The sequence below is a fragment of the Enterobacter sp. genome (assembly GCF_977039595.1).
Genome location: NZ_CDRQYH010000036.1, coordinates 27,904 through 39,672, shown reverse-complemented (window position 1 = coordinate 39,672; position 11,769 = coordinate 27,904). Strand labels below are relative to the sequence as shown.

The 11,769-nt window shown below is 61.0% G+C and carries 9 protein-coding genes and 2 pseudogenes; 5 read left to right on the top strand and 6 right to left on the bottom strand.

Translation table 11 applies throughout. The annotated features are described in order from the left end of the window. A pseudogene (locus ACWYRJ_RS12645) lies at positions 1-106 on the top strand (CDP-alcohol phosphatidyltransferase family protein); the annotation flags it as partial. On the opposite strand, the gene ACWYRJ_RS12640 reads toward ACWYRJ_RS12645, so the two are convergent. The 6 genes and pseudogenes from ACWYRJ_RS12640 to xthA all read right to left on the bottom strand — a co-directional run bounded on the left by ACWYRJ_RS12640 (position 103) and on the right by xthA (position 6,278). After that, positions 103-1,410, bottom strand: a complete 1,308-nt coding sequence (locus tag ACWYRJ_RS12640) for a sulfurtransferase (protein ID WP_455507990.1) — start codon at positions 1,408-1,410, stop codon at positions 103-105. The pseudogene ACWYRJ_RS12645 and the gene ACWYRJ_RS12640 sit on opposite strands and share 4 nt — an antisense overlap. A gap of 73 nt (positions 1,411-1,483) precedes the next feature. After that, positions 1,484-2,104 (bottom strand): ATP-binding cassette domain-containing protein, encoded by a 621-nt coding sequence (locus ACWYRJ_RS12635; RefSeq protein WP_455507989.1) that lies wholly within the window; start codon positions 2,102-2,104, stop codon positions 1,484-1,486. Continuing rightward, entirely contained in the window at positions 2,104-3,633 is a 1,530-nt protein-coding gene (locus tag ACWYRJ_RS12630; protein WP_455507988.1) for a thiamine ABC transporter permease, read from the bottom strand. The genes ACWYRJ_RS12635 and ACWYRJ_RS12630 overlap by 1 nt, the downstream gene beginning before the upstream one ends. Next, positions 3,606-4,766, bottom strand: a pseudogene (locus ACWYRJ_RS12625) (ABC transporter substrate-binding protein). The gene ACWYRJ_RS12630 and the pseudogene ACWYRJ_RS12625 overlap by 28 nt, the downstream one beginning before the upstream one ends. 15 nt (positions 4,767-4,781) lie before the next feature. Continuing rightward, positions 4,782-5,465, bottom strand: coding sequence for a TVP38/TMEM64 family protein (locus tag ACWYRJ_RS12620; protein ID WP_455507987.1), 684 nt, complete (start codon positions 5,463-5,465; stop codon positions 4,782-4,784). 6 nt (positions 5,466-5,471) lie between these two features. Next, positions 5,472-6,278 carry an exodeoxyribonuclease III gene (gene xthA, locus ACWYRJ_RS12615; RefSeq protein WP_149366707.1) on the bottom strand — a complete coding sequence of 269 codons (807 nt, stop codon included), beginning with the start codon at positions 6,276-6,278 and terminating at the stop codon, positions 5,472-5,474. 433 nt (positions 6,279-6,711) lie between these two features. Here xthA and astC point away from each other — a divergent pair, with 433 nt between their 5' ends. The 4 genes from astC to astB are packed head-to-tail and all read left to right on the top strand — an operon-like array spanning position 6,712 to position 11,759. Then, complete coding sequence (gene astC, locus ACWYRJ_RS12610) at positions 6,712-7,932, top strand: succinylornithine/acetylornithine transaminase (protein WP_111965596.1); 1,221 nt, start codon at positions 6,712-6,714, stop codon at positions 7,930-7,932. After that, entirely contained in the window at positions 7,929-8,963 is a 1,035-nt protein-coding gene (gene astA, locus ACWYRJ_RS12605; protein WP_008500686.1) for an arginine N-succinyltransferase, read from the top strand. Before astC ends, astA begins: the two co-directional genes overlap by 4 nt. After that, the gene (gene astD / locus ACWYRJ_RS12600) at positions 8,960-10,447 is read left to right on the top strand and encodes a succinylglutamate-semialdehyde dehydrogenase (protein ID WP_149366709.1); all 1,488 of its coding nucleotides are present in this window, start codon (positions 8,960-8,962) and stop codon (positions 10,445-10,447) included. The genes astA and astD overlap by 4 nt, the downstream gene beginning before the upstream one ends. Beyond that, complete coding sequence (gene astB, locus ACWYRJ_RS12595; RefSeq protein ID WP_021241067.1) at positions 10,434-11,759, top strand: N-succinylarginine dihydrolase; 1,326 nt, start codon at positions 10,434-10,436, stop codon at positions 11,757-11,759. The genes astD and astB overlap by 14 nt, the downstream gene beginning before the upstream one ends. Positions 11,760-11,769 lie beyond the last annotated feature (10 nt).

Genomic DNA, 11,769 nt, shown 5'->3' with positions numbered 1-11,769 from the left:
GGCACACTTTACGCTGTTCGCGTGGGTATTCGGCGCGCTGTGCTGGCTGACCACCACAACGCGCGTCTGGAGCGGCTATGTGACGCTGAAGTCACTCAACCCTTAGAGAGCGCTCTCTGGACCGCGCTCTCCGCTGGTGACCGGGTTCTGCGGGTGACTGCTCCATTCGTACCAGCCGCCGTCATAGACGGCGACATTCTTCCAGCCCATCGCACGGGCGTACATAAAGGTTTCGGACGCCCGCCAGCCGGTGCCGCAGTAAAACGCGACGTGCTGTTCCGGCAGAATATTCCAGCGCTTCCACTGGGCGGCGATATCGTCCGCGCTGCGCATGGTGCCATCCGGGTTATGGAAATCCTCCATGTGGGTCGCATCACTGCCCGCGTGGCCCCAGCGGGCACCGGCAATTTCACCTTTTGGTTTGATGTAGCTGTAGCCGCTGGTTTCGCCGATGAACTCCGGCCACGAGCGAATGCTGACCAGGGAGGCATCCTGACGGTGCAGCATGCCGCGCGCCTGTTCCATATCCACCATCAGCTGCGGCTGACCGGGGATCGGCGCGCCAAAATCGGGGGCGGGCGTCACTTTATCGGGCGTGCCGCGCTCAACCGGCAGGCCTGCATCTGACCACGCCTTCCAGCCGCCGTCGAGAATACGCACATCCTTCACGCCCGCATACAGCATAATCTGCGCCACGCGCGCGGCGGCGTAGACGTCGCGGCCATACAAAATGACGGTGGTATCGTGACGGATCCCGTGCTTCGCCAGCATCGCTTTGAGCTTGTCGTCGGAGACTTTATTCCACAGCGGCTCGCTTTCCACCTCGTTGGTGTCGATATACCCCGCGCCGGGAATGTGGTTCAGCAGGTAAAACTTCGGTGCGCCCCACGCGGCCTCAATCACTTTCCAGTCACCTGACGGCGCAGCGGTGATGGGTTTACCCTGCTGGAGGCGATGGATCCACTCCGGGTAAACCAGCTGTTCAAAGTGCGGCAGGCGCTGAAGGCGCTCGGGCGTCTGCAGAGCGTCGCTGAGCAGCGAAACGTGGCGATATCCTGCTTTCTCCAGACGGGCTTTCACCGCCTGGTTATCCCTATCGTCACCGTACAGGGCGATGGCCGTCGCAGGGGTCAACTGATGCTGTTTTGCCCAAAGCGCAAGCTGCTCGTCACTCATTGCGCTAAGCCAGGCGGCAGCAAGGTTGAGTGCGGCGGGTTCATGCCCGGAAGGCGCGCGAAAAGTCTTTGGCCAGCCGTTATAAAACGCGCTGGCGCGGGTGTCGACAGGCGTGCCGTGCTGCGCCTGAAGCTGAGACAGCGTGATGGCGTTGGGCATATCAGCCGCCAGAGAGGAAAAAGAAGCGAGGCCGCAGAGCAGAGCCAGCGCGGTCAGTTGAGAAACACGTTTCATCGAATAACCTGACGTCAATAAAAGAGGGGTGCATTGTCGTCTCTCCCGAAACGGAAAACATTGCGTTAGCACATTATTGCCAGCGAGAAATCTCAATCAGCTTGCCGCCGGGCGGAATATCGTCCTCATCGTGCGTGACCAGCACTACTGGAATATTGCGTGCGCGGACGGCGTCAAACACCCATGCCCGAAATGAGGCCCGCAACGCTTTATCGAGGCGGCTGAACGGTTCATCCAGCAGCAGCGCCTGCGGCTCCGCGAGCAGGGCCCGCAGCAGGCTGACCCGGGCACGCTCCCCGCCGGAAAGGGTGGCCGGGTCGCTGGCGTAATGACCGCTCAGCCCCGCGGAATTCAGAGCCTGCTCGACCGCTTCCCGACGCGCGCGTCCGGCGATGCGCTCGGGCAGCGCCAGCAGCAAATTCTGCCCGACGCTGAACTGTTCGAACAGCAGCGCGTCCTGAAAGAGAATACCCAGCCCGCGGGACTCCACGGGAAGACCGTCGCAGCGACGCGCGTCGAGCCACAGTTCGCCCCGCGCCTGGAAATCGTCTGACAGCGCGCCGACCATCCAGGCAAAAAGGGTCGATTTGCCGCTGCCGGACGGCCCCATCAGGGTGACGATCTCCCCGCGGGGCACGCAAAAACTGACCTCGCGGAAAAGCGGTTCGATGGTGAGATCTTTTACCTTCAGCATTATCGTAATCCTTGACGGTAGCGGCCCGCGAGCCGGGATAAAAGGGCGGCAAGACCAAACACCGTGCCCGTGACCAGCAGTAATCCCAGCGCCCGGTTAGCGAGAATCGGGATGCTGCCTCCGCTGCTGAGCGCGACGGTTTCGGTGGTCAGCGTGGCGAAACGCCCCGCGCCAAGCCACAGCGTCGGCATGTATTGCGCCATGCTGACGGAAAAGCCGGTGGCAAAGGCCAGTAGCGCAGGGCGCACCAGCAGGGGGCATTTCACCAGGCAGAAGACTTTGGTCCGTCGCCAGCCGAGGGTTCTGGCGGTGAGGAGCAGCCGGGGATCGATCCGGCGCCAGGCGGGTTGCAGCACCAGCAGCGTCCACGGCAATACCCACAGAAGGTGGCTCCAGAGCACGGCGGCGTAGTGCCCGTCGATGCCCAGGTGCAACGCAATGGCATACTGGCCGGTGACGAGCGGGAGGGCCGGAAGGGCGAGCGGTAACCATACCCACAGCGTGCCGCGCTGCGGACCCCATTCCAGCCAGAGTAAGCCGACGACCAGGGCGATCAGGCCTGAAAGCAGACCGAAGGAAAGGCTGCTTCCCACCGGGCCAACGTCATCCCGTTGCGCCAGCAGCAGCAGCACCGCGGCGCACAGCACGCCGCACGCGGGCAGGAACCCGCTCAGTGCCCGTTCAGGCAGGGCGAGCTGCGACCGGGGACGCGTCCCCGCGACTTCCGGAATTGTGCGACGCCATGCTTTCCAGAGGCCGTACCCGAGGGCGGCAAGCGCGGCCAGCAGCAGAAGGAGAAGCAGGCACAGCAGCGTTCCTTTTGCCTGCTGCTGCGCGTCGCCCTGGCTCAGCCACTGCCAGGCCAGCACGGCCAGGGTAGGCGGGTTGCCGGGCCCGAGAACGATCGCCACATCCACGACCGAGAGCGACCATGCCAGCACCGCCAGCATCACTGCGCCGAGGACTGGCGCGATGGCCGGGAGAATCAGCCAGCTGAGCGTCTGAAAACGCCCGTAGCCAAAGGTTTGCAGGACGATCTTCTGCTGCGCGAGCCGCTTTTCCGGCAGCACGGCGTAAATCGCCCACAGCACAAACGCGCTCTCTTTGACCGCGAGCGTCAGGCCGAGCCCGGCGCCGTATCGGTCAAACGGCGGCGAACAGACGGTGCAGATTTGATAAAACAGACCGCCCTCGGCAAAAAGCAGTAATGCGCCGGTGGCGAACGCCACATGGGGGATCGCCAGCAGCCACGGCAGGCGGGTAGTGAGACGGCGCCAGCGCTTACCGGGCCATAAAAGGCTGACGAGGAAAAGGGCAATCAGCAACGCTCCCAGCGTGGCGATGAGCGTTGAGACCAGCGTAGCGACGGCCGCCTGCGGGAGCTGCGGATCGTTCACCAGCCGCTGCCAGTTTGTCAACGAAAACGCCGGTGCCAACAGCATGGCGCCTGCGGGCAGGAGCGGCAGATAAATTACCGCCATCGCCAGCCAGACTAGCCCGCTCAGCGGGTGCCGTAACGACGAAGCCATTCCTGCTCCAGCGCGTTCACCCAGGCGGACTGCGGCTCTGCAAGCACCTTTGGCAGCCCCTGAGGCGTATGGGCCAGCAGCTATTTGGCTTCACCTTCGGGCAGCGTTTTGGCATCCAGCACGCTCGGATCCCCCCAGATGGCCGGGTCGGCCTTGCGGATCTGCGCCTGCGGTGACAGCAGGAAATTAGCGACCACTTTTGCACCCGCGCTGGCGCCGGCATTGGCCGGAATCGCCACAAAATGGACGTTACCTAGCATCCCACTCTGGAAACCAAAGCTGTAGCTGTCGGCAGGCAGTTCGCCGCTCGCTATTTTTTGCTGACCATGGGCCGGGTTAAAGGTCAGCGACAGGTTCAGACTGCCGCTGGCAAGCAGGGCATCCATCCGTGCAGGGGAAGGGGGGAAATCTTTGCCTTCACGCCACAGCAGCGGGTGGAGCGTGTCCAGATAATCCCAGAGCGGGGCCGTGACCTCGGCAAAGGTGCTATCGGGGGCCTTTTGCAGCGCGTCCGGGTGAGCGGTCAGCGTCAGCAGCAGCTGCTCAAGAAATGCCGTGCCGGTAAAATCGGGCGGGCGCGGATAGCTGATCTTGCCGGGGTGCTGCTGCGCGTAAGCCAGCAGCGCCTGAGGATCCAGAGGCGGCGTCGGCATGCTGGCCTTGCGGGCGATAAAGGTTAGCTGCGCGCCGCCCCATGGCGCTTCCGCCCCGTCGGTTGGGACGGCAAAATCTTCCGTGACCGGTTTGCGGGTATCAACATAGCGCCAGTTTGGCAGCGTCTGCGCCCATCCGGTTTGCAGCAGGTTCGCCTCTTTCAGCGTGCGGAAGTTTTCGCCGTTAATCCACAGCAGGTCAACCGAGCCGTTGGTCTTACGCCCCGAGGCGGATTCGGTCTGAATACGTTTTACGGCGTCGGCAGCATCCGCCAGCGGGACGATTTTTAGGGTAATGGCATAGTGCGTTTGCATCTCGCCGCTGACCCATTCCAGATAGCGGTTGACCGCCGGATCGCCGCCCCAGGCGTTAAACCAGACGGTCTGGCCTTTAGCCTGTTGCTGAATGGCCTGCCAGCCGTCGGCGGCAAATAGGGGGGCTGCCAGCAGCAGACCGGTCAGAAACGTGCAAAAACGCACACGGCGCATAATGCCTCACTTTTTAGCAGACGGGAGAAAACGGGAAAACAGCCGGCGGGTGATCAGCGGTAATAACCCCAGTAGTGTAAAGGCTAATACCATGCCCGGCGACAAAATATCGCGCAGCGATGCCACTTTTCCCAGCTCGCGCCCGGCGTTCAGAAAGATAATCGTGGCGGGCAGCATGGCTGCCTGGCTGACCCACCAGTAGCGGCAGACGCCAATGCGGGTCAGCCCCATCAGCAAATTCACCAGGAAAAACGGGAACAGCGGCATCAGGCGCAGGGCAAAAAGAAAGTTCGCGCCGTCGCGCGCCATGCCGGTATTCACCGTACTCATCTGCCGGGCAAACCGCCGTTGCACCCAGTCGCGCAAAAAATAGCGGCTTGCGAGCATCGCAAGCGTCGCCCCGAGGGTGGAGGCAAACGAGACCAGCACGGTGCCTTCCAACAGGCTAAACAACGCCCCGCCCAGCAGGGTCAGGACCGCCGCGCCGGGTATCGAGAGGGCGGAGACCGCCACATAGACCGCAAAAAAGATCAGCGCGCTGCGCAGCGGCGCGTGGTCGACATAGGCGAGTAACGCCTGATGGTGGGTTTTAATCCCTTCCAGGGAGAGGGTTCCCGGGGGAAGCATGACAAACGTCAACATAAATGCGCCCAGAAGGGCGCACAGGAAGAGTGTTTTTAGAATGTTCACGCGTCATTACAGCTTGAATTCAGCCCACACCGGCGCGTGGTCAGACGGTTTTTCCATGCTGCGGATGTCGTAGTCGATCCCGGTTTCGATGCAGCGCTCGGCCAGCGGTGTACTGGCGAGCAGAAGATCGATACGCAGGCCGCGGTTGTCGTCAAAGCCTTTAGAGCGGTAGTCAAACCAGGAGAAGCGATCCTGCGTTTCCGGGTTGGCGTTGCGGAACGTGTCCACCAGGCCCCAGCCCAGCAGGCGCTCCATCCACTCACGCTCTTCCGGCAGGAAGGAGCATTTGCCGGTGCGCAGCCAGCGTTTGCGGTTCTCTTCGCCGATACCGATATCGAGATCCGTCGGGCTAATATTCATATCGCCCATGATCAGCACCGGATTCTCTTTTTTGAGTTCGGTGGTCAGGTAGTCCTGCAGATCCTGATAAAACTTGGCTTTTGCCGGGAATTTTGTTTCATGGTCACGGCTCTCACCCTGCGGGAAATAGCCGTTAATGACCGTGATATTTCCGAGCGCGGAAGGCACTTCCGCCATGATAATGCGGCGCTGCGCTTCTTCACCGTCGCCCGGGAAGCCGCGACGCACGGAAACCGGCGGCGCTTTGGTCAGCAGCGCGACGCCATAGTGACCTTTCTGACCGTGATAGAAGACGTTGTAGCCGAGTTTCGCCACCTCTTCGAGGGGGAACATGTCGTCGTGAACCTTTGTCTCCTGCAGGCCGATCACATCTGGCTGATGTTGCTCAACGATAGCTTCAAGCTGATGAGGGCGGGCACGCAGGCCGTTGATATTAAAAGAGACAAATTTCATAGTCGCTGCCAGTGCAAGGTGAATAGTGCAAGGATGGTAGCAGAATTTGCGTCAACTGTTACCGGCTTCGACCAATAACTGCAACAGATATTGCCGGTGGTGCAATATTTGCACCATTCTGACGCGCCTCGCCCTCAAACAGGGCGTAAATGACCGATAAATTTCGCGAGCGATCACAATTCCAGAATTATATCTGGCCTGTGCATACTCTTTCTGATTTTCATGCGGCAAAGCGCCGCTTGTCGTAAAAATATTCACTTTTTATGCACTAAAGGTGAATAACTCCATATTGTAACTTATTGATATTCTGTTACCTCAACCCGTTTATGCAATTTTATCGCTGGCTGGCACGAAGGCTGCAATCTACATTCACAGTGCAAACACTCAATTATTTAACATTCAAATAACCTTTTATTTACCGGATGAGGTCGCTATGTCTCTGTCAATTACGCGTGAAAATTTCGATGAATGGATGATGCCGGTTTACGCTCCGGCGGCTTTTATTCCGGTTCGTGGGGAAGGCTCGCGCCTGTGGGATCAGCAGGGTAAAGAGTATATCGACTTTGCCGGTGGGATTGCGGTGAACGCGCTGGGTCATGCGCACCCGGCGCTGCGTCAGGCGCTCAATGATCAGGCGGCGAAGTTCTGGCATACCGGCAACGGCTTTACCAACGAGCCCGCGCTGCGCCTGGCCAAAAAACTGATCGACGCGACGTTTGCCGAAAAAGTCTTTTTCTGTAACTCGGGGGCGGAAGCCAACGAAGCGGCGCTGAAGCTGGCGCGCAAATATGCGCACGATAAATTTGGAACCCACAAGAGCGGTATCGTGGCGTTTAAAAATGCCTTCCACGGGCGCACGCTCTTTACCGTCAGCGCGGGCGGTCAGCCTTCCTACTCGCAGGATTTCGCCCCGCTGCCGCCGGATATCCGTCACGGTATTTATAACGATCTGCAGTCCGCCAGCGAGCTGATTAACGACACCACCTGCGCGGTGATCGTCGAGCCGATGCAGGGCGAGGGCGGCGTGCTTCCGGCGAAAAAGGAATTCCTGCAGGGGCTGCGCGAGCTGTGCGATCGTCATAACGCGGTGCTGATTTTCGACGAAGTGCAGACCGGCGTGGGCCGCACCGGCGAGCTGTATGCCTATATGCACTACGGCGTCACGCCGGACGTGCTTTCGACCGCCAAAGCGCTGGGCGGCGGCTTCCCGATTGGCGCGACGCTGACCACCGATAAATTCGCCAGCGTGATGACCGTCGGCACCCACGGCACCACCTACGGCGGTAACCCGCTGGCCACCGCCGTCGCCGGACAGGTGCTCGACATCATTAACACCCCTGAGGTGCTGAAGGGCGTTAAGCAGCGCCACGACTGGTTTGTTGAGCGTCTGAACGCCATCAACGGCAAAACGGGGCTGTTTAAAGAGATCCGCGGCCTGGGGCTGTTAATCGGCTGCGAGCTCACAGCTGAGTTTGCCGGGAAAGCTAAACTTATTTCACAGGAAGCGGCAAAAGTGGGCGTGATGGTGCTGATTGCCGGTGCCAACGTCGTGCGTTTTGCTCCCGCGCTGATCGTCAGCGAGGAAGAGGTGCAAACCGGTCTGGACCGCTTTGCGCTGGCGTGTGAAAAGGTGAAATCCGGGGTGTCATCATGATGGTCATCCGTCCCGTTGAGCGCGGCGACCTCGCCGGGCTCATGCAGCTTGCCGGTAAGACGGGAGGCGGGCTGACCTCGCTTCCTGCCGATGAAAAAACGCTGTCGGCGCGCATTGAGCGCGCCCTGCAAACCTGGCAGGGGACGTTGCCAAAAAGCGAACAGGGGTATGTGTTCGTGCTGGAAGACACCGACACGGGGACCGTAGCCGGGATCTGCGCCATTGAAGTGGCCGTCGGGCTTAACGACCCGTGGTACAACTACCGCGTCGGAACCATGGTTCACGCCTCGAAAGAGCTTAACGTCTATAACGCGCTGCCCACGCTGTTTCTCTGCAATGACCACACGGGCGCCAGCGAGCTTTGCACGCTGTTCCTCGACCCGGCGTGGCGAAAAGAGGGCAACGGTTATCTGCTCTCCAAGTCGCGCTTTATGTTTATGGCTGCCTTCCGCGATCGCTTTAACGAAAAAGTGGTCGCTGAGATGCGCGGCGTGATCGACGACACCGGCTACTCGCCGTTCTGGGAGAGCCTGGGCGAGCGCTTCTTCTCAATGGAGTTCAGCCGGGCGGACTATCTCTGCGGTACCGGCCAGAAAGCCTTTATCGCCGAGCTGATGCCGAAGCATCCTATCTATACCCATTTCCTCAGCCCGGAAGCGCAGGCGGTGATTGGCGAAGTCCATCCGCAAACCGCGCCCGCCCGCGCGGTGCTGGAGAAAGAAGGCTTCCGCTACCGCAACTATGTCGACATTTTTGACGGTGGGCCTACGCTTGAGTGCGATATCGACCGCGTGCGCGCGATCCGTAAAAGCCGTCTGGTTGAGGTCTCTGAAGGCCAGCCCGCGCCGGGTGACTGGCCGGCATGCCTGGTGGCGAACGAAAATTATGCCAACTTCCGTGCGATGCTGGTGCGGACCAACCCGAAATGTGAACGTCTGGTGCTGACGGCTGCAGAACTGGATGCCCTGAAATGTAACGCCGGCGATAAGGTTCGCCTGGTGCGTCTCTGCCCTGAGGAGAAAACAGCATGACATTATGGATTAACGGTGACTGGGTCACGGGCGAAGGCGAACAGCGCGTAAAGACCAATCCGGTAGGAAAAGAGGTGCTCTGGAAGGGGAACGACGCCAGCGCCGCGCAGGTGGAACAAGCCTGCCATGCCGCCCGCCGCGCGTTTCCGGCGTGGGCAAAACAGCCTTTCGCCGTGCGCCAGGAAATTGTTGAAAAGTTTGCCGGGCTGCTGGAGGCAAACAAGGCCGAACTGACGCGCATCATCGCGTCTGAAACCAGTAAACCTCGCTGGGAAGCGACAACCGAAGTGACGGCGATGATCAACAAAATCGCCATTTCGGTGAAGGCGTACCACACCCGCACCGGCGAACAGCACACCGAGATGCCGGACGGCGCGGCCACGCTGCGCCACCGTCCGCACGGCGTGCTGGCGGTGTTTGGCCCGTACAACTTCCCGGGGCATCTGCCGAATGGGCACATTGTGCCCGCGCTGCTGGCGGGCAATACCGTCATCTTCAAACCGAGCGAGCTCACGCCACTAACCGGCGAAGCGGTGGTTAAGCTGTGGGAACAGGCAGGCCTGCCGCCGGGCGTGCTGAACCTGGTGCAGGGCGGACGGGAAACCGGTCAGGCGCTGAGCGCGCTGAGCGATATCGACGGCCTGCTGTTTACCGGCAGCGCCGGGACGGGCTATCAGCTGCACCGCCAGCTGGCGGGGCAGCCGGAGAAAATCCTGGCGCTGGAGATGGGCGGCAACAACCCGCTGATTGTGGAAGACCCTGACGATATCGACGCCGCGGTGCACCTGACGATTCAGTCCGCCTTTATAACCGCAGGACAGCGCTGCACCTGTGCCCGCCGTCTGCTGGTGAAAAGAGGCGCGCAGGGTGATGCTTTCCTGAAACGTCTGGTAGAGGTAAGCGCGCGCCTGGTCCCAGCCGCGTGGGATGCCGATCCGCAGCCATTTATCGGCGGGCTGATTTCCGAACAGGCCGCGCTGAACGTGCTTAAGGCCTGGCAGGACCACGTCGCGCGCGGCGCGAAAACCCTGCTGGAGCCGAAGCCGGTTCAGCCGGGAACCTCGCTGCTGACGCCGGGCATCGTAGAGATGAGCGGCGCGAGCAACGTTCCGGATGAAGAGGTCTTTGGTCCGCTGCTGTGCGTCTGGCGTTACGACGATTTTGATGCGGCGATTGCGATGGCCAATGACACCCGCTACGGCCTGTCGAGCGGGCTGATTTCGCCGCATCGCGAGAAGTTTGATCGGCTGCTACTGGAAGCGCGCGCCGGGATCGTGAACTGGAATAAACCGCTGACCGGGGCCGCGAGCACCGCGCCGTTCGGCGGCGTGGGCGCGTCGGGTAACCATCGCGCCAGCGCGTGGTATGCCGCCGATTATTGTGCATGGCCGATGGCGAGCCTGGAAACCCCGGCGCTGACGCTGCCGGAGACGCTTAATCCGGGGCTGGACTTTACCGGAGGGGACCGTCATGAAAGCGCGTGAAGTCAACTTTGACGGGCTGGTGGGGCTGACGCACCACTACGCCGGTCTCTCTTTTGGTAATGAAGCCTCCACGAAGCACCGTTTTCAGGTTTCCAACCCGAAGCTGGCGGCGAAGCAGGGGCTGCTTAAGATGAAAGCGCTGGCGGATGCCGGTTTCCCGCAGGCGGTGATCCCGCCGCAGGAGCGTCCGAACGTGGCGGTACTGCGTCAGCTCGGCTTTAGCGGTACCGATGAGCAGGTGGTCGAAAAAGCGGGGACGCAGACGCCGCACCTGCTCTCGGCGGCAAGCTCCGCCTCTTCGATGTGGGTCGCCAACGCGGCCACCGTCGCGCCGTCAGCCGATACGCTGGATGGCAAAGTCCACCTGACGGTAGCGAACCTGAATAACAAGTTTCACCGCGCCACCGAAGCGGAAACCACCGAGCGCGTGCTGCGCGCCATTTTCAACCAGGACGCCCATTTCGCGGTGCATCAGGCCCTGCCGCAGGTGGCGATGTTTGGCGACGAAGGCGCGGCCAACCATAACCGCCTGGGGGGCGATTATGGCGAGCCGGGTGTGCAGCTGTTTATTTACGGGCGAGAAGAGGGGGGCCACGTCGCGCCAACCCGTTATCCTGCCCGTCAGACGCTGGCGGCCAGCCAGGCGGTTGCCCGCCTGAACCAGGTGAATCCTTCCCAGGTGATTTTTGCCCAGCAGAACCCGCATGTGATCGACCAGGGCGTGTTCCACAACGACGTGATTGCCGTTTCTAACCGCCAGGTGCTGTTCTGCCACGAGCAGGCGTTTGCCCATCAGGAAAAGCTGCTCGCCACGCTGCATGAGCGCGTGCGCGGCTTCACGCCTGTCCAGGTGCCAACGGAGGCGGTGAGCGTGCAGGACGCGGTTGAAACGTATCTGTTCAATAGCCAGCTGCTCAGCCGCGATGACGGCAGCATGATGCTGGTCCTGCCGCAGGAGTCCCGGGATCATCAGGGCGTATGGCGCTACCTGACCGAGCTGGTGAAGGCGGATAACCCGATTGACGAACTGCGCGTGTTTGACCTGCGTGAAAGCATGGCCAACGGCGGTGGTCCAGCCTGTTTACGTCTGCGCGTGGTCTTGACTCAGGACGAAATGCAGGCGGTTAATCCGGCGGTCATGATGAACGATACGCTCTTTACGCGCCTGAATGACTGGGTCGATCGCTACTATCGCGACCGTCTAACGCAGGCCGATCTGGTTGACCCGCAGCTTCTGCGCGAAGGTCGCGAGGCGCTGGACGCGTTGTCGACAATCCTGCAGCTGGGATCGGTTTATCCGTTCCAGCGCTAAAGGAGTGGGT